This is a genomic window from Nocardioides luti (assembly GCF_014212315.1).
GTDB classification, from domain to species: domain Bacteria; phylum Actinomycetota; class Actinomycetes; order Propionibacteriales; family Nocardioidaceae; genus Nocardioides; species Nocardioides luti.
The window spans coordinates 2,682,563-2,700,826 of record NZ_JACKXE010000001.1 but is presented as its reverse complement, the minus strand read 5'-3'; the positions used below and the strand labels follow the sequence as shown (position 1 = coordinate 2,700,826).

The 18,264-nt window shown below is 71.4% G+C and carries 16 protein-coding genes; 6 read left to right on the top strand and 10 right to left on the bottom strand.

The genetic code is table 11. From position 1 onward, the window contains the following. Window positions 1–8: 8 nt before the first annotated feature. From H5V45_RS12780 to H5V45_RS12750, 7 genes are all read right to left on the bottom strand, one after another. The gene (locus H5V45_RS12780; RefSeq protein WP_185253279.1) at window positions 9–785 is read right to left on the bottom strand and encodes an SDR family oxidoreductase; all 777 of its coding nucleotides are present in this window, start codon (window positions 783–785) and stop codon (window positions 9–11) included. 285 nt (window positions 786–1,070) lie between these two features. Further along, the gene (locus tag H5V45_RS12775; RefSeq protein ID WP_185253278.1) at window positions 1,071–2,018 is read right to left on the bottom strand and encodes a VOC family protein; all 948 of its coding nucleotides are present in this window, start codon (window positions 2,016–2,018) and stop codon (window positions 1,071–1,073) included. Window positions 2,019–2,042: 24 nt separating this feature from the next. After that, window positions 2,043–2,816, bottom strand: a complete 774-nt coding sequence (locus H5V45_RS12770) for an SDR family NAD(P)-dependent oxidoreductase (RefSeq protein WP_185253277.1) — start codon at window positions 2,814–2,816, stop codon at window positions 2,043–2,045. Next, entirely contained in the window at window positions 2,813–3,352 is a 540-nt protein-coding gene (locus H5V45_RS12765) for a VOC family protein (RefSeq protein WP_221633998.1), read from the bottom strand. The genes H5V45_RS12770 and H5V45_RS12765 overlap by 4 nt, the downstream gene beginning before the upstream one ends. After that, window positions 3,352–4,734, bottom strand: a complete 1,383-nt coding sequence (locus H5V45_RS12760; RefSeq protein WP_185253275.1) for an NAD-dependent succinate-semialdehyde dehydrogenase — start codon at window positions 4,732–4,734, stop codon at window positions 3,352–3,354. Before H5V45_RS12760 ends, H5V45_RS12765 begins: the two co-directional genes overlap by 1 nt. Further along, window positions 4,734–5,714, bottom strand: a complete 981-nt coding sequence (locus H5V45_RS12755) for a fumarylacetoacetate hydrolase family protein (RefSeq protein WP_185253274.1) — start codon at window positions 5,712–5,714, stop codon at window positions 4,734–4,736. Before H5V45_RS12755 ends, H5V45_RS12760 begins: the two co-directional genes overlap by 1 nt. Window positions 5,715–5,719: 5 nt before the next feature. Continuing rightward, on the bottom strand, window positions 5,720–6,010 hold the full coding sequence (locus H5V45_RS12750; protein WP_185253273.1) for a putative quinol monooxygenase: 291 nt from the start codon (window positions 6,008–6,010) through the stop codon (window positions 5,720–5,722). Window positions 6,011–6,211: 201 nt separating this feature from the next. Between H5V45_RS12750 and H5V45_RS12745 the strand changes: the two genes are divergently transcribed. From H5V45_RS12745 to H5V45_RS12720, 6 genes are read left to right on the top strand one after another with little or no spacing between them, the layout of a single operon-like run. Beyond that, window positions 6,212–7,201: a sugar ABC transporter substrate-binding protein gene (locus tag H5V45_RS12745; RefSeq protein WP_185253272.1), complete on the top strand. Its 990-nt coding sequence runs from the start codon at window positions 6,212–6,214 to the stop codon at window positions 7,199–7,201. A gap of 5 nt (window positions 7,202–7,206) precedes the next feature. Further along, the gene (locus tag H5V45_RS12740) at window positions 7,207–8,304 is read left to right on the top strand and encodes an ABC transporter permease subunit (RefSeq protein WP_185253271.1); all 1,098 of its coding nucleotides are present in this window, start codon (window positions 7,207–7,209) and stop codon (window positions 8,302–8,304) included. 2 nt (window positions 8,305–8,306) lie between these two features. Continuing rightward, on the top strand, window positions 8,307–9,116 hold the full coding sequence (locus H5V45_RS12735) for an ATP-binding cassette domain-containing protein (RefSeq protein WP_185253270.1): 810 nt from the start codon (window positions 8,307–8,309) through the stop codon (window positions 9,114–9,116). A 4-nt stretch (window positions 9,117–9,120) separates the two neighbouring features. Then, window positions 9,121–10,089 (top strand): alpha/beta hydrolase, encoded by a 969-nt coding sequence (locus H5V45_RS12730; protein WP_185253269.1) that lies wholly within the window; start codon window positions 9,121–9,123, stop codon window positions 10,087–10,089. Between the two features lie 12 nt (window positions 10,090–10,101). Then, complete coding sequence (locus H5V45_RS12725; RefSeq protein ID WP_185253268.1) at window positions 10,102–11,253, top strand: FAD-dependent monooxygenase; 1,152 nt, start codon at window positions 10,102–10,104, stop codon at window positions 11,251–11,253. Beyond that, window positions 11,253–12,614, top strand: a complete 1,362-nt coding sequence (locus H5V45_RS12720) for an FAD-binding oxidoreductase (protein WP_185253267.1) — start codon at window positions 11,253–11,255, stop codon at window positions 12,612–12,614. Before H5V45_RS12725 ends, H5V45_RS12720 begins: the two co-directional genes overlap by 1 nt. A gap of 787 nt (window positions 12,615–13,401) precedes the next feature. Here the strand turns inward: H5V45_RS12720 and H5V45_RS12715 are convergent. The 3 genes from H5V45_RS12715 to H5V45_RS12705 all read right to left on the bottom strand — a co-directional run bounded on the left by H5V45_RS12715 (window position 13,402) and on the right by H5V45_RS12705 (window position 18,130). Continuing rightward, window positions 13,402–15,750 (bottom strand): CocE/NonD family hydrolase, encoded by a 2,349-nt coding sequence (locus H5V45_RS12715; protein ID WP_185253266.1) that lies wholly within the window; start codon window positions 15,748–15,750, stop codon window positions 13,402–13,404. A gap of 243 nt (window positions 15,751–15,993) precedes the next feature. Next, on the bottom strand, window positions 15,994–17,103 hold the full coding sequence (locus H5V45_RS12710; RefSeq protein WP_185253265.1) for a hypothetical protein: 1,110 nt from the start codon (window positions 17,101–17,103) through the stop codon (window positions 15,994–15,996). A 106-nt stretch (window positions 17,104–17,209) separates the two neighbouring features. Beyond that, window positions 17,210–18,130: a LysR family transcriptional regulator gene (locus H5V45_RS12705; protein ID WP_185253264.1), complete on the bottom strand. Its 921-nt coding sequence runs from the start codon at window positions 18,128–18,130 to the stop codon at window positions 17,210–17,212. Between the last annotated feature and the right edge of the window lie 134 nt (window positions 18,131–18,264).

The window sequence follows — 18,264 nt, the reverse complement described above, 5'->3', positions numbered from 1 at the left end:
CGCGAACCTCATGCCGGAGGCCGTGTCGCGTCGGCGATGCCCTTGTGGGACACGTGGGCGGTCAGGCCGCCGTCGATGACGATCTCGGCGCCGTTGTAGTACGCCGAGTCGTCGGTGCACAGGAAAACCACCGTCGGGGCGATGTCCGCGGGCACGCCGACCCGGCCGAGGGGGATCTCGGCGAGCGCCGCGTCGGTGAACGCCGGCGACGCCGACGCCATCAGCGGCGTGTCGACGAGCCCGGGCATGATCGCGTTCACCCGGATCCCGCGCGCCCCGAGCTCGAGCGACGCCGTACGCGTCAGGCCGCGCAGCGCCCACTTCGACGACGTGTACGCCGCCGCCGCGTGGCCGGCCATCGCGGCCACCGAGCAGATGTTGACGATCGAGGAGCCCGGCGGCATCAGCGGCACCAGCGCCTGGATGCCGAGCATCGGACCGGTGACGTTGATGTCGAAGGTCCGCTGCCAGGTCTCGAGGGTGACGTGGGGCAGCCGCTCGCGCGCCGCGACGCCGGCGTTGTTGACGAGTGCGTGGCAGGTGCCGTCCTCGACCCGCAGCTCCTCGGCCAGCGCCGCCCACTCCGCGGGGCTGGTCACGTCGAGGTGGCGGTACGTCGTGCGGTACCCCTCCGCGCACAGCATCTCCGTGAGGGCCAGCCCCTCCTCGTCCAGCACGTCCGTCGCCACGACCGTGGCCCCCTCACGGGCCAGGGCGGCGACCTCGGCCGCGCCCTGGCCACGGGCCGCACCCGTGACGACGACGATCTTGTCGGTGAGCTTCACTGCAGTTCCTGTTCCGTGACGGGGTCTCGATACGGGCGCTGCGCGCCCTACTCGACCAACGAAAGAGCCGGACGGGCGCTGCGCGCCCTACTCGACCAACGAAAGAGCCGGACGGGCGCTGCGCGCCCTACTCGACCAACGAAAGCGCCCGGTGGTTGAGGAGGTTGCCCTGGCAACCGTCTCGAAACCACCTGTGGTTGTCACCCACCGGGGTCTCGATACGGGCGCTGCGCGCCCTACTCGACCAACGACAGCGCTGCGCGCCCTACTCGCCCAACGAGGGACTCAGACGGGCGGGGCGACGAAGACGCCCTTGTCGGGGGCGTTGAAGGAGTCGCGGGCGATGATCTCCGACATCGGGTCGGCGGTGCCCCACTGGTCCTGGGTCATCGGGTCGGCGATGTCGTAGACGGCCGGGTGCCACTGGTCGGTCTCGATCTTCTCGAGCTCGGTGGTGTACTCCATCGTGTTGCCGCTGGGGTCGAGGAAGTAGGAGAACGTGTTGTTCCCGGCGTTGTGCCGGCCCGGGCCCCAGATCTTCTTGATGCCCGCGCGCATCACGCGACCGGTGCCGCGCATGTACTCGTCGAGGCCGCGCATCTCGAACGACACGTGGTGCACCGAGGTGTGCGGGCCGCGGGCGATCGCGAGGCTGTGGTGCCAGTCGTTGCACCGCATGAAGTGCATCATCTCCCCCATGTGCTCGCCCCAGAGCGTGTCCGACAGCTTGAAGCCGAGGGTGTTCGCGTAGAAGTCGCGCGTCCGGTTCGGGTCGTTGGAGTTCATCACCGCGTGCGAGATGCGGACCGGGATCGCCTCGCCCTCCTCGATCGCGCGGTGCTGGCGGGTCTCGACGTCGGTCGAGATCTCGATGGTGCGGCCGTCGATGTCGAAGAACCGGAAGCCGTAGCCGCCGCCGGCGGTCTGCAGCGTCCCCGGCTCGCTGACCAGCTGGACGCCCTCGCTGCCGAGCTTCTGCGCCAGCGCGTCCACCGACTGCGTGCTGTCGGCGCCGAAGGAGATGAGGTCGAGCCGCTTCTCGTCGGCCCGGCGCAGGCGGATGACGTACTGCTCCGGGGAGCCCTCGGCGGCGAAGTACGACAGGTCGCCGTCCCGCCCCTGCTCGGTGAGGCCCCAGGTGTCCTTGTAGAAGGTCCGCTGGGTCTCGAAGTCGGTCACCGCCAGGTCGACGTGACGCAGGTGGGTGATGCCGTGCTCGTTCAGCTGGTTCATGGTCTTCCTTCTTGTTGTGGGCGCTCAGCCGAGGACCGAGCCGCCCCCGTCGACGACGAGGTTGGTGCCGCTGATCCACGAGGACTCGTCCGAGGCCAGGAAGATCGCAGCGTTGACGACGTCCTCGGGCTGGCCGTGGCGGCCCAGCGGGATCCGGTCGAGGACGACCTTCTGCATCCGCTCCGGCGGGTCGGCCAGCAGCGGGGCGGTGTTCGGGGTCTCGGTCATGCCGGGGCTGATCACGTTGGCGCGGATGCCGTGCGGCCCACCCTCGACGACCAGCTGCAGGGTCAGCGCGATCACGCCGCCCTTCGCGGTGGAGTGGGCGTTCTGCGGCATGAACTCCACGCCGCGGATGGCGGCGATCGAGCCGACGTTGACGATCGAGCCGCCGCCGTACCGCTTCAGGTGCGGCCACGCGGCGCGCACCGTGTAGTAGACGAGGTCGAGCTCGTTGCGCATCGTGAAGTCCCAGTCCTCGATGCTCAGCTCGTCGAGCGCACCGAAGCGCTGGGTGGAGGCGTTGTTGTAGAGCACGTCGATGCCGTCGTACGTCGCCACGGCGGCGTCCACCCAGGCCCGCGCGGCCTCGGCATCACCCAGGTCGACCCCGCCGAAGCAGGTGATCTCGCCCCCGGCCTCGCGGACCAGGGCCTCGGTGCGTGCGGCACCCGCGGCGTCCAGGTCGCAGCCGACCACCCGGGCGCCCTCGGCGGCGAACATGGAGGCTGCAGCCACCCCCATGCCACCGCCGACGCCGGTGATCAGCGCGATCTTGCCGCTCAGGCGCCCGGTCATGACGGCTCCCCAACGGGTGCGACCCCGGTGGGTGGTTTCGAGACAGGCGCCAGGGCGCCTTCCTCAACCACCGGGGCCGAGTCGGTGGTTGAGGAGGTTGCGCTGGCAACCGTCTCGAAACCACCCTCGCGGGACGTCGTCCGGTCGAGGAGCTCGACGAGGTTGCCCTCGGGGTCGGCGACGAAGGCCATCCGCACGCCCGGCTCGGGCGAGGGACGGGGCGTCATCCGGTCGCTGGCACCGGCGGCGAGGAGGTCGGCGTACGCCGCGTCGACGTCCGGGACGTCGAGGGCGAGGTGGCCGTAGCCGCGCGTGAGCGCGGCCTCGGCGGGATTGGCGGCCTGCAGGCCGGCCGCGTTGCCGACCCGGTGCAGGAGCTCGAGGCGCCAGCCGTCGGGGCCGAGCAGCATCGCGCCGCGGAGGTCCACGGCTTCCAGGGCGAAGTCGAACTCGACCTCCAGGCCCAGGGCCGCGCACCACCAGGACGTCATCGCGTCCAGGTCCGCGACCGACAGGCCCACGTGGTCGAAGCGCATCACGCACCACCCACGAAGACGGTGCGGACGTTGGTGAACTCGCGGGTCCCCTCGGCCGACAGCTCGCGGCCGTAGCCGCTGCGCCCGATGCCGCCGAACGGCAGCCGCGGGTCGGAGGCGACCATGGCGTTGACGAAGAGCGCGCCGGAGCGGATCCGCCGGCCCACGGCGAGCGCGCGCGGGGACGAGCCCCAGACGGCCGCACCGAGGCCGTAGTCCGTGTCGTTGGCGAGCTCGACCGCGTGGTCGTCGTCGCGGGCCCGGACGACCGCGGCGACGGGGCCGAAGGTCTCCTCGTCGAAGGCGACCGTGCGCGGCTCGACGTGGTCGAGGACGGTGGGCGCGTAGTAGTAGCCGGCGCCCGGCACCGGCTCGCCGCCGGTGACCAGGGTCGCGCCCTGCGCCACCGCGCGGGTGACCTGGTCGTGCAGGCCGTCGCGGAGGTCGGAGCGGGCCATCGGGCCGACGGTCGTGCCGGGCGCGGTCGGGTCGCCCAGCTCGAGCGCGGCGACCCGCTCGACGAGCAGGGCCACGAACTCGTCGGCCACGGACGCGGACACGATGAAGCGCTTGGCCGCGATGCAGCTCTGGCCGTTGTTGCCGAAGCGGGACTTGGCGGCGGCGGCCGCAGCGGCCGGGAGGTCGGCGTCGTCGAGGACCACGAACGGGTCCGAGCCGCCGAGCTCGAGCACGGACTTCTTGAGGAACCGGCCGGCGGCGCCGCCGACGGCCTCGCCCGCGCGCTCCGAGCCGGTCAGCGTGACGGCCGCGATCCGCGGGTCGCCGATGATCCGGGGCGTCGCCTCGGGGAGCTGGTCGTCGGCCAGGACGACCGTGGTGAACAGCCCGGCCGGCGCGCCGGCCTCCGCGAAGAGGGTCTCGATCGCGAGCGCGCAACCGGTGACGTTCGGCGAGTGCTTGAGCACGCCGGCGTTGCCCGCGACCAGGGCGGCGCACGCGAAGCGCAGCACCTGCCAGAAGGGGTAGTTCCAGGGCATCACGGCGAAGACGACACCCAGCGGCTCGTAGGACAGCCACGAGCTCGAGGCCGAGCTCGCGACCTCGTGGTCGGCCAGCCAGCCGGCGGCGGAGTCGGCGACGACGTCGCAGTTCCACGCGCACTTGTCGACCTCGGCGAGCGCCTCGGCGAGCGGCTTGCCCATCTCGGCGGTGATGAGGGCGGCGTACTCCTCGCGCTTCTCCGTCAGCAGCTTGCCGACCGCGCGGAGCAGGTCGGTGCGCTCACCGAGCGGGTGCTGCGACCAGGCGGCGTACGCCGCGTGCGCGCCGCCGATCGCGGCGTCGAGCGCGGCCTCGTCGAAGGTGTCGTACGTCGTGAGGTCGTGCCCGGTGGCCGGGTCGACCGTGGTGATCCGCCCCATCACGCCTCCACGCGGGTACGCCGGCGGGCGGGCGGGACGGGCGCGGCGACGACCTCGCGCTCGACCACGCGGTTGGTGATCGTGCCGATCGCCTCGATGGTCATCTCGACGACGTCGCCGACCTGGAGCGGCGGCGGCACCAGGGCGCCGTTGCGGCCCCACGCCTCGGCGAGCGCCCCGGAGGCGCAGGTGCCGGAGGCGAGGACCTCGCCGGCCTTGACCCAGGACGCCCGCGACGCGTGCGAGACGAGCTGCTCGAAGGACCAGCCCATGTGGCCGGAGCGGTCCTCGCCGACCGTCCGGCCGTTCACCGAGACGCTCATGGCGAGGTCGAGGAAGCCGTCCTCGTCGCGGTAGGGGTCGAGCTCGTCGGCCGTCACGACCCAGGGGCCGATCGTGGTGGCGAAGTCCTTGCCCTTGGAGGGACCGAGCTTGAGCCGCATCTCGCGGCCCTGCACGTCGCGGGCGGACCAGTCGTTCATCACGCAGTAGCCGCCGATCGCCGCGCGGGCGTCCTCGACGGAGCCGTTGCGGACGTCGCGGACGACGATCGCGGCGATCTCCAGCTCGAAGTCGAGCCTCTCGGTGTCCGGGGGCATCGCGACGTCGTCGTACGGCCCGGTCACCGCGTGCGGGGCCATGAAGAGGAAGACCGGCGACTCGTACCACTCGGCGGGCGGGCCGGGGTTGCCGTGGCCGCGCTCCATGCCGTCGACGTGCGCCTCGAAGGTCAGGAAGTCGCGCATCGCGACGGGGTAGACGGGCGGCAGCAGCACGACCTCGTCGAGGGTCAGGCCGTCGGCGGCGGCGGCGACGTCGGCGCGCGACTCGCGCCACTCCGCGGACTCCCCGAGGAGCTCGACCAGGTCGGCACCGGCGTCGAAGGGGTGCACCCGGAGGTGCTCGCCCTGACCCAGGACCAGCCCGACGAACCGGGCGTCCGGCTCGTCGGTGGGCCGGCGGAAGGCAGCGAGTCGCACGAAGGTCAGCCGATCGTCTCGTAGAAGGCACGCTCACGGTTCGCGAGGACCGGGATGGCCTGCTCGAGCGCGTACTGCTTGAAGTGGTCCGACGCACCGTGCGCGGCGTACGCCGCCTCGTCGGTGTAGATCTCGAACAGCCGGAAGACCGACGGTTCGGCGGCGTCCTGGTAGGCCTGGTAGAAGACGTTGCCCTCCTCCTCGCGGGAGAGCGGGGAGAGCTGCGTGATCGCGTCGAGGACGACGTCCTCCTTGCCGGGCTCGGCGGTCCAGGTGGCGCTGACGACGTAGGCCATGGGTGCTCCTTCGAGCGGTCGTGGGGGGTCAGTCGGATGGCTGACGCGATCACGCTAGGCGCGGTCCGGCGATCCGGGGAAAGCGCGACCGTCGATGCCAGACATCAGCGCGATCGGGGTTCCGGGTGATCGGGGTCACGGTGTTCTCTGTGACCGAACCCACAGGCGGCGCCAGGCCGCCTCGACCCGCAGGAGACCACGATGCAGCACCGTTCGAAGAGCCGCGCGGCCCTCGCCGCGATGGCCGTCTGCAGCCTGACGCTGCTCGCCGCCTGTGGCGGCGGCGACACCCAGCCGGCTGCCGGCTCCGACACCAGCGCCGGCTCGGGTTCCGGCGGGAAGACCATCGTCTTCTCCCCGCTGGGCCTCCAGATCCCCGCCATGAAGCAGCTCTCCGAGGGCGTGCAGGGCTACGGCAAGAGCAAGGGCTACGACGTCATCGTCCAGGACCCGAAGCTCGACCCCCAGAAGCAGGTCACCGACCTCCAGACCGTCATCGAGTCGGGCAAGGCCGCCGGCGTGTGGTCGATCGCGATCGCCCCGCCGTCGATGTCCGCCCTGGTCAAGACCGCCCTCGACAAGGGTGTCCCGATGATCCTCAACGGCACCCCGGCCGACTACGGCCTGGACGGCCTCGAGCCCGGCGTCTCCTTCTCCACCATCGACTACGCCGCCGAGGGCAAGGCCGCCGGCGAGGAGCTCGGCAACTGCATCAACGAGCGGTACGACGGCGCCGGCAAGGTGATCTTCACCGAGTCCGCCGCCGGCACCGCGGGCAAGGCCGAGTTCGAGGGCGCCGTCAAGGACGCGCTCGCCGCCACCGCCCCCGACGCCGAGATCGTCGCCACCACGACGGTCAGCGACCGCACCGCCGCCCAGACCGACATCGGCAGCGCCCTCCAGGGCAACCCCGACGTCAACGCCGTCTTCGGCCAGAACGACGAGGGCGCGCTCGGCGCCGTCGGCGCCTTCAAGGCCGCCGGCAAGGACATCCCCTGCATCACCGAGGGTGGCGGCAACGAGGAGAGCCTCGCGGCGGTCAAGTCCGGCGACATCTACGCCGTCGTCGCGCTGCAGTTCGCGGCCGACATGACCCAGTCCTTCGACGCGCTGACCAAGATGATCGACGACCCGTCGGCCACCGGTGTCCAGCTGACCGTCCCGCAGGAAGTCGTGAAGGCAGACGGGTGACCGCAGTGACCAGCTCTGAAGTGGAGTCCGCAGGGACCGGAGCCGCGGCCGACGCCGCGGCCCCGGTCCCCACCGGGCACGACGTCCCCCGCTCGGTGTCGGTGCTCGTCTTCCTGCGCGACCGCGGCATCTTCATGCTGTGGGGGCTGCTGATCGTGGCCTTCGCGTTCTGGTGCTCGCCGTACTTCTTCACCGTCGACAACGCCCTGCTGATCGCGAACGCCGGCGCCCTCACGGCGCTGTTCGCGGCCGGCGTCGGCATCGGCATCATGACCGGCGTCCTGGACCTGTCCCTCCCGGGGACGGCCGCGATCGCGAGCTGCATCTGCGGCTGGCTGCTCACGAACGACTACCCCACCTGGCTCGCGCTGCTCGCGGGCCTGGGGGCGGGCGTCGTGGTCGGGCTGGTCAACGGCTTCATCACCCTGCGCGGGTTCAACCCGATCATCGTCACCATCGGCACGCTGTCGGTGCTCACCGGGCTCGCCGCGGTGGTCGCCGGGGGCTACACGTTCCCCGGCCTCACCCAGCTCGAGTTCATGGGCACCCACCGCTACCTGCGGCTCGGCGACAACGGGTCGACGTTCCCGGGCATCCCCGCCCCCGTCTTCATCGTGGTCGCAGTCTTCGTGATCGGGACGATCTTCCTCACCCGGACTCGCGACGGCCTGCGCCTGATGGCCGTCGGGGCGAACGCCGAGGCGGTCCGCCGCGCCGGCATCCCCAGCACCCGCTACACCGTGCTCGGGTTCGTCATCTCGGGTCTCCTGGCCGCGGTCGGCGGGCTCGTCAACACCGCCAACGTCACCGAGGCCAACCCGGCGGCCAGCCCGGCGATCATCTTCACGGCCCTCACGGCCGTGGCACTCGCCGGCGTCTCGCTCACCGGTGGCCGGGGCTCGCTGCCCCGCGTCCTCGTCGGTGCGCTGATCCTGGCCACCATCGCCAACGGCCTCACCATCCGCGGCATCCAGCCCTACTGGGCCACGGTTGCCACCGGCGCGCTGCTGATCTTCTCGCTCCTGTTCGAGCGGATGCTCCAGAACGGCGTCTCCGAGCGGCTGATGTCGGCCAACCTCTCCGTCCACGCGAAGCAGGGCTGATCATGACCACGACCCCCTCCAGCACCGGCACGCCGGCCCTGCAGCTCAGCAACATCGAGATGCACTACGGCTTCGTCCGGGCGCTCGACGGCATCGACATGCACGTGAACCCGGGCGAGGTCGTGGCCCTGCTGGGCGACAACGGCGCCGGCAAGTCCACGCTCCTCAAGGTGATGTCGGGGGCGCACAAGCCCTCGCACGGCAGCATCCGCGTGCACGGGACCGAGCACAGCTTCAGCGCCCCCAGCGACGCGTCCTCCGCCGGCATCCAGATGGTCTACCAGGACCTGGCGCTCGTGGAGCCGCAGGACATCTCCACCAACCTCAACATGGGCCAGGAGACGCTGCGCCGCGGCCCGCTCGGCTGGCTGGGCTTCGTCGACCGCAAGGCGATGCGGCGCAGCTCCGAGGCCGAGCTGGACCGCCTCGGCGTCCGCACCGCGCCGATGACCCGGCCGGTCGAGATGCTGTCCGGCGGCCAGCGCCAGGTCGTCGCCCTGGCCCGCAGCGCGATCCGCGTCAACGGCGAGTCGCAGGGCATCCTGCTGCTCGACGAGCCGACCGCCGCGCTGGGCTACGAGCAGACCAAGAACGTCGAGGCGCTGATCCGCCGGATGGCCGACGCGGGCATCGCGATCGTGATCGTCACCCACGACCTCCCGCTCTGCTACGAGGTCGCGGACCGCATCGTGATCCTCAACCGGGGCAAGAAGGTCGCCGACGTGCCCGCCGCGACCACCGACCGCGACCACGTGGTCGGCTGGATCACCGGCTCGCGGGCCTCGATGTTCGACGCCGCTCCGGCGCGCTGACGTCATGCCCGTCCACGAGGAGGTCGCCTCCCGCTTCCACCTGCTCGAGGGCATCCCCTCGATCCAGGCGGCCATGGCCGACCCGGAGATGGACCGCCGGATGCGCGAGTTCATGGCGCCGCCGGTGGATGCGGCACCCGACGTACCCACCCGGGACCTGACGGTGCCGGGCCCGCACGGCCCGGTCCCCGTCCGGGTGTACGGCGACGCCTCGGCGTCGACGGCCCGGCCGGCGCTCGTGTGGATGCACGGCGGCGCCTTCATGATGGGCGACCTCGACATGGGCGAGGCCGACCGCACCGGGCGCGAGGTCTGCGCCCGGGCGGAAGCGGTCGTCGTCAGCGTGGACTACCGCCTCGCCGTCGGCGGCGTGCACCACCCGGTGCCGCTCGACGACGTCGTGGCGGCCGTGCGCTGGGTCCGGGACAGCGCCGCCGAGCTGGGCGTCGACCCATCGCGGATCAGCGTCGGCGGCGCCAGCGCCGGCGGCAACCTCGCCACCGCGGCGACGCTGCGGCTGCGCGACGAGGACGGCTGGCTGCCGGCCGCGCTGCTCCCGGTCTATCCCGTCCAGCACGTGCAGCTGCCCGATCCCTCGCCCGAGCTGCGGGACCGGCTGACCGAGGTCCCGCCGATGCTCATGTTCACGCCCGAGGCAACCGCCGGGATCAACAGCAACTACCTCGGTGGCCCCCCGGAGCTGGCGGACGGCTACGCGTTCCCGGCCCTGGCGGACCTCACCGGCCTGTGCCCCGTCGTGCTGGTCAACGCCGAGTACGACGACCTGCGCTCCTCCGGCGAGGCCTTCACCCAGCAGCTGGAGGATGCCGGGGTCGCCGTGCACCAGCACCTCGCGACCGGCATGCTCCACGGCTTCCTCAACCTGTCGGCGCGGCTGGAGCCCGTCGACCAGGTCCTCGACCTGATGGCCGCGACCGTGGCCGACCCCCTCTCACCCGTCACCACCTCCTAGGAGTAGATCCCCATGGCCGAGTCCCAGAGCCCCACCGTCGAGCGCGTCCTCGTGGTCGGCGGCGGCATCGCCGGCGGCGTGCTGTCCCTCGCCCTCGCGCAGCAGGGTGTCCAGGTGGTGCTCGTCGACCTCCGCAGCACCCTGACCGGCGTCGGCCACGGCATCACGCTCCAGGGCAACGCGCTCAAGGCCTTCCGCTCCGTCGGCATCTACGACCAGCTCGCCGAGCACGGCTTCCCCTTCAACCACCTGCGGCTCAAGACCGCCGACGGCGGTCACGTGATCGCGGAGATCCCCACGCCGCCGATGGGCGGGCCCGACCTGCCCGGCACGATGGGCGCGGTCCGCGGCGACATCGCCGACATCCTCGCGGTCGAGGTCGAGAAGGCGGGCGTCGACGTACGCCTCGAGACCACGCTCACCGCGATCGACGACCACGGCGACTCCGTCACGGTGACACTGTCCGACGGCTCGACCGAGACCGTCGACCTGCTCGTCGGCGCCGACGGCATCCGCTCCAAGGTCCGCTCCATGATCGGCATCGACACCGAGCCGCACGCGGTCGGCATGGGCATCTGGCGCACGGTCGCGAAGCGGCCGGCCGCGATGGACTGCTCGGAGCTCTACTACGGCGGCCCGAAGTACAAGGCCGGCTACACCCCCATCTCCGAGGACCTCTGCTACGCCTTCCTGCTCGAGGAGAACCTCGACCGCTCCTTCGTCGGCGAGGGCCCGAACGGCGCGCTGCTCAAGGAGCGCGGGGCCGGGTACGGCGGCATCTGGGGCGAGGTGCGCGACTCCCTGGCGGACGACGCGATCGTGAACTACCAGTGGATCGAGGCGATCTGCGTCGACGCCCCCTGGCACCGCGGCCGCTCGATCATCATCGGCGACGCCGCCCACGCCTGCCCGCCGCTGATCGCCCAGGGCGCGGCCATGTGCGCCGAGGACGCCGTGGTGCTGGCGGAGATGCTGACGTCGGGTGACTTCGCGTCCGTCGACGAGGTGCTGCCGGCGTTCATGGAGCGCCGCTTCCCCCGCGTGAAGATGGTGCTCGACAACAGCCTCCAGCTCGCCGAGTGGGAGATCCACCCGGAGACGCCCGGCGCCGACCCCGGCCGGATCATGGGCCAGACCCTGCACGCCCTCGTCGCTCCAGCCTGATGAGCTCTCCCCTGCCGCTCGTCGGGCCGGAGGACGCGGGCTTCGAGGAGGCCCGGGTCGACCGGATCTTCAACCGGCGACTCGCCACCCGGCAGCCGGCGGCCGTGGTGCGGCCGACCTCCGAGGCGGAGGTGGTCGCGGCCGTGCGGCTGGCGCGCGAGCGCGGCTGGCAGGTCGCGGTCCGCTCCGGCGGGCACTCGTGGGCGCAGTGGTCCGTGCGGACCGACGCGCTCGTGATCGACCTGGGCGGGTTGCGCGAGATCTCGTACGACGACGCGACCGGCATCGTGTCGGCGTCCCCGGCCGTGCAGGGGGGCGCCGAGCTGTCGCCGTACCTCGAGGCGCGCGGGCGGTTCTTCCCCGGCGGTCACTGCCCCACCGTCGGCATCGGCGGCTTCCTGCTGCAGGGCGGCCAGGGCTGGAACTGCCGCGGCTGGGGCTGGGCGGCCGAGCACGTCGTCGCGATCGACGTGGTGACCGCCGCAGGTGAGCTGGTGCGGGCGTCGGAGACCGAGAACGCCGACCTCTTCTGGGCCGCGCGCGGCTCCGGGCCGGGCTTCTTCGGCGTCGTGACGCGCTTCCACCTGCGGACGATGGAGCGACCGGCGTACGTCGGCCAGACCGTGCAGGCGTACTCACTCGACGACTTCGACGAGGTGATGACCTGGCTGCACGAGACCCACGCGTCGGTCGCCGACACCGTCGAGATCGTGGCGCTGACCAAGACCGACGCCGAGCTGGCACCGGAGCCCGTGCTGCTGGTGACCGGCGTCGCGCTGGTCTCCTCGGCCGCCGAGGCGGACGCGGCGCTGGCGCCGTTCCGCACCTCCCCCGCGCTCGACCGCGCGCTGATGGTGCTCGACGCGGTCCCGACGACCATCGACGAGCAGCGCGCCCGCCAGCTCGTCGACAACCCCGAGGGGCACCGGTGGGCGGTCGACAACGCCTGGCTGTCAGGTCCTGCCTCACAGGTCGTCCCCGCGATGCGCCGGGCCTACTGCACGCTCCCCAACGCCAAGGCGTTCACCATCTGGTTCTCGATGGCGCCGCTGCGCCAGCTGCCGGACATGGCGTTCTCGCTGCAGTCGGAGATCTACCTGGCGTCGTACGTCCTGTGGGAGTCGCCCGACGACGACGCAGCGAACCAGGCGTGGCTCGCCTCGGCCATGGCCGACCTCGAGCCGGTGACCGTGGGGCAGTACCTCGGCGACTCCGACCTCTCCCGCCGCCAGGTGCGGGTCATGTCCGACGCCGCGTGGTCACGGCTCGCCGACGTGCGGGCCGCCTGGGACCCGGACGAGGTGTTCGTCGGCTACCTCGCCGGCCCCCACGGCGCCACCAACCGCAACCACTGGGAGTAGCCCGACCGGTGGTTGAGGAAGGCGCGCAGCGCCTGTCTCGAAACCACCCTCGGTGGTCAGCCCCGGTGGTTGAGGAAGGCGCCCTGGCGCCTGTCTCGAAACCACCCCACCGGCCTCGTTGGTCGGGTAGGTCGCGCAGCGACCGCCTCATTGGTCGAGTAGGTCGCGCAGCGACCGTATCGAGACCACCCCGCCACGCCATGACGCACGAAGCACCCGACACGCCGAGAGCCAGGTGCTTCACGCGACATAGCGTTGCAGGATCCCGGTGGTTGAGGAGGTCGCGCAGCGACCGTCTCGAAACCACCCGCCGGTGGTCGGCCTCGTCGGTCGAGTAGGTCGCGCAGCGACCGTATCGAAACCACCCCACCGGCCTCGTTGGTCGAGTAGGTCGCGCAGCGACCGTATCGAGACCCCCCCCGCCACGCCATGACGCACGAAGCACCCGACACGCCGTGGGCCAGGTGCTTCACGCGTCACAGCGCTGCAGGATCCCGGTGGTTGAGGAGGTCGCACAGCGACCGTCTCGAAACCACCCTGCGATGCCAGTCGCCACCGCCATGTGGTTAATCCGGTTCACCAGGTGAACCGGATCCACCACACAAGCCGAGGGCGCGCTCACCGGCGGTGACCCGTCAACCGCGCGGGACCGCTCGAAGGTTGATCACCCACCGCCGCACCAAGGCCGCGCCGAGCGACGATGACCCGACCACCACATCCCCCACAGAATCGGTGACCGGGCCACCGCCGGATCGAGACCCCCCTGGGCCTCGGGCAGCGACGCCCCTCAGCGGTTGGTGAACCGCACGTAGTCCCGGCACGGCTCGTTGCGCAGCCCCGGGCACGGCGGCGCGGGGGTGTCGGTGCCGAGGCCGGGGACGACCGGGAGCACCAGCCGCGACGGGTGCCGGCGCGAGGAGTCGATCCGCACGAGGGACGACCCCGAGCGCGGGCGGGCCTGGGCGAACGACCAGATCGGCTGCTCGCCGCCGGGGGCGGAGATCGTGACGCGGATCCGCGAGCCGGAGCGGTAGGCGTGCCCCTGGAAGTACAGCGGGATGACCACCTTCACGAACTTCCCGGCCGGCATCGGGCGCACGTCGGCACGCCGCATCGACGGGACCGGCTCGAGCAGCGACGAGCGCTGCTTCATCAGGTTGTTCCGCCCGGTCGCGAGCTTGCGCTCGCTGCCGCGCATCCACCCGCTCTGCACGAAGGTCTCCTTGCCCTTCCGGACCTCGCTGATCGTGGCCTGCAGGTCGAGGTCGCGGGTCGACGAGCGCACCCAGACCTGGACCGCACCGGCGCCGACCGTGGTGACGTCCTTCTTCAGCGGCGCGGAGACGTACGACGCGGCGGTGCCGTGCTGGCGCTGCTTCCAGTCCCAGCTCCACTGCGAGGCGTTGCCCCAGAGCCCGCCGGTGCCGGTGACGCCCTTGAAATCGGTGCCGGGCAGCAGACGGGGGTCGGAGCGGTAGCGGACCACGTGACGACGGGCGGGGGCCTTCGTGTGCAGCGCGCTGCCGCCGCCGAGGTACCACGACCGGGCCTTGACGCCCGGCACGGGCAGCGTGGTGAAGGAGTGCTCGAAGCCGGGGTACGGGTCGCCGGCCGTCTGGCGCCCGTCCGGCGACGTGCCGGCGCCGTTGTCGAACAGCACCCGGACCGACGGCGCCTTCTCGAACTCGGCGAGTGCGGCGTCGTACGTCGGCTGCTGCTGCACCGGGTCGGCCGGAAGTGTGATCGGGTCGTCCTCGGGGATGCCCATGGCGGCCTGGTAGATCACCGGGGCGACGGCGCGCAGCTCGGCGGCGTTCACGTTCGGCGCCTGGTCGGCGACGTAGAGCGACAGGAAGTCGTAGAGCCGGTTCATCGTCTCGGGGTCGAGCGAGTCGATGTGCGCCCCGTTGGTGAAGGTGAACCACTTCTTCTTGGTGCCGGTGAAGTGGCGCACCAGCGCCGGGCAGTGGCCGCCGGTCTGCTCGTCCTCGAACTGGCAGGCCATGAAGGTCGGCACGTTGATCTTGTGCACGAACGACACCGGGTCGAGCGGGTCGGCGACCTTCGGCTTGTAGTGGCTGTTCTTCCGGATCTTGCCGATCAGGCTGGCGGCCTCGCCGTGCAGCGCCTGGTTGTCGGTGCAGACCTGGTCGCCGTCGGCGACCCGCTGCTCGGCGTACGGCTGGGTGCCCTTCGCACCCGTGCCGGCCGGCTGGGCCTGCTCCTGGCGCTCGTGCGCCCAGGCGACGGCGAAGCCGGTGTTGAGGTTGCCGCCGGGGTAGAGCGTGGTCGCGGTCGCGTCGATGGTCGACAGCGGCGAGATCGCCGCGAGGTGGGGCGGGCGCAGCGCGGCGGTGAAGAGCTGGCTGATGCCGCCGTACGAGATCCCGAACATGCCGACCTTGCCGCCCTTGACCCACGGCTGGCGGGCGACGGTCTCGACGATGTCGTAGCCGTCGATCGCCTGCAGCGGCTCGAAGAAGTCGAAGGCGCCGCCGGAGCAGCCGGTGCCGCGCATCTGGATGTCGACGACCGCGAAGCCCATCGCGTTGGCGACCGCGGCGATGCCGTTGGTCGGGCTCTCGGGGTTGGCGTAGCCGTAGCCGGAGTACTCGATCAGCGTCGGGTACGGCGGGGAGGCCTGCGACGGGGGCGCCGGGAGCGGCGTGCCCGCGATGCCGGCGGGGTTCGTCGGCGGGTGGACGGTGTAGGCGAGCTTCGTACCGTCGCGCGTCGTGAGGTAGCCGTAGCCGTCCGTGGGGATCGACTGGTCGTAGATCTTCTTGTTCCACTGCCGCGGGCTGTTCGTGTGCACGGTCAGCGGTCCGGAGCGGTGGCCGGTGCCGTCCTCGCGCACCCGGTAGCCCTGACCCGCGGGGATGCGGCGGAAGAGCACGCCGCCCTGCGCGTTGGCCCGCTGCCGCTTCACGACGGCCCCGCTCGCGTCGAGCAGGCTCACACCGGCGCCGGGCGGGAGGCCCACGGCGTACACCTGGCGCGCGCTGCCGCCCGCGGTGAAGCCGTCGTCGGCCGCCTGCGCCTGCGACCCGGCCACGGTGGCCAGGCCGACGAGCACGAGCGAGAAGATCGCCACCAGGACGGCGGCGGTGCGGGTCCGCGGAGCGGGCACGGTCATGGGTCCTCCTGTCGCCCGCGACCCTCCGCCCGTCGGGCGGGGTCGGTCACGGCACGGAGGGCTCAACGACGCCCCTGTGGCGGAGGTCACGGCTCGGCGTCAGACCGCCGGCCTGATGAACGGGGGGACGACGCGGCGTCGGGCTGTCATTCGCGGTCCTTCGCGGCGGTATGAGGCAGGTCAACTTGCATGGTCCGAGCGGCGATTCAAACGGGTCGCGGCATGCCCTTTAGCCGGGTGTGACTACATCCAGGGGGCGAGGTAGCCGGTGCACTCGGCCGGCTTGGTTGTGGTGTAGAGCGAGGACACGTCGACCAAAACACGTCCCGATGCGGGGATCAGATCTGGGTACTCTCCGGCACCGCCGACGATCTCACCGGCCTTGTTCGTGCAGACCACCTGAAAGGACGCCCCATCGAGCGGCTCACTAGTCGGGTTCGTGACCTCGAACCGCACGGCGTAGGAGTCGGAGTACTCCGGCTGGTAGATCTTGCCGGGGAACGTGCCCCAGTCCTCAGATGTCTGGTCGTCGAAGGTTCCCTCGTCCTCGACCAGGACCGTGGCCTCGACGGTTGCTGGCTTCTTCCCCTTCGGCACCTCGACCTGGGTTGCGACCGGGAGCACCTGCCCTGGCCAGCTGAAGTGAGAGACCTGGGAGCCACTTGCAAGTAGTTCGCCGGACTCGTCCAGCAGGTTGAAGTTGACGGTGACGGTCTGGCCGGCGTGGTCGTCGTCGTTCTGCACCCGAGCGATCGTCCAGGCGTAGCCGTACTGGGTACCGAAACCCGAGTCCACCAGCGTCCACGGCTCGTCCTCGGGTGACGGGGCACCGCTGCCAGCCTCCGACCCTGCCGCATCGGGGAGTTTGTCGCTGACGTCTTCACCGAGGTCCGCGGACTTGAAGACGTCCGCGTAGGCCTCGGCGTCAGAAGGGTCCATGTTCCCCGTGACGCGCAGGAGCAGGTTGCCGCGGAGCGTGTTCCACTCGCTCCCCAGGAGGCTGCTGCCAGACTGCAGGTCCTGGATGTACTCGGACCGCTTCTCCGCGTCCTGCGGCGAAGGCCACTCCTCGATGGTCGCGCCGCAGTCGACCCCCGGCTCGTCCCCTTCGCAGGACACTCGCGAGTCGAAGACAACGGTTGCGGCCGTGTACCCATTCGGGCGTCCGATGAGGTCGTTCGGGTCGTTGTCCTCGTCGAGCTCGATCAATTCCGTAATGTCGGGGATCTGTGACTGCAGGACCAGCGCCGCGCTCTGAGCGCTGGGGTCGCTCGAATCTGCGGAGTCGCCAGAACCGCCACCGCAACCGGCAAGCAGGACCAAAGCCGCGCAGACCGCGAGCATCTTTCGCATGGGTGGACCGTAGTGCAGTCGACCGACGACTAGGTCGCGTCAGAGAACGTCGAGTTCGCCGGAGTGACTCGCTCAAGCGTGCGACCTGCGCGGTCGCGCGCCCCGCTCAGCCACCAGCAGCCAGCTCAACGGCAAGCTCGTCGAGCCGGTCGAAGAACCACAGGTGCGCCGGGTCGGAGAGCCGGTCGGGGGCGAACCAGTAGCCCTCGGCGAGCACGATCTCCTCCATTGGGGGCTCCACGACCACCAGCGGGCCGTCGTCGCGCACGTGGATCCGGGCGAGCATCTCGGGGACCAGGGCGACCATCTCGGTGCCGGCGATGACGAACGGTAGCGGCAGGAAGCCCGCGACCTGGAGGGCGATGCGGCGGTCGATGCCGAGCTCGCCGAAGGCCCGGTCGGCGGGGGTGAGGACGCCGGGGCCGAAGCTCGGGACGGCGTACGCCAGCTCGGCGAGGTCGTCGAGGGTGAAGGCGCCGTCGCGCAGGCGGGCGTTCGCGCGGTCGGCGATCAGCACCATCCGGTCCTTCCACAGCGGCCGCGAGTCCCCGGGGAAGCCGAAGCCGAGCGGGGCGATCAGGGCGTCGTGGTCGAGCAGGACCCGCTCCGAGGAGCGGGACTCGGGGCCGAGGTTGGAGATCGTGAGGCGTACGCCGGGGGCCGTGGCGCGCAGCAGCCGCAGCAGCGGCTCGTGGACGACCGCGATGGCGTAGTCGCTCATCGAGAGCCGGAAGACCCGCTCGCTGGTCGCGGGGTCGAACTCGTCCTCGAGGTGCAGGGCCCGGCCCAGCAGGCGCACGGCGTGCTGGACCTCCGGGAGCAGGTCCTTCGCGAACGGCGTCAGCTCGTAGTCGCGCCCTGCCCGCACGAGCAGCTCGTCGTCGAAGCGGCGGCGCAGCCGGGCCAGGGCGGCGCTCATCGCGGGCTGGCTCAGCTCGAGGCGGACGCCGGCGCGGGTCACGTTGCCCTCCTCGAGAAGGACCTTGAGCGACAGCAGCAGGTTGAGGTCGGTCCCGCCCAGGGTCATCTGCCGTCCTTCCGTCGTGCTGGCTGGGGTGGTTTCGAGACAGGCGCCAGGGCGCCTTCCTCAACCACCGGGTGGAGGTGGTGGTTTCGAGACAGGCGCCGGGGCGCCTTCCTCAACCACCGGGTGGAGGTGGT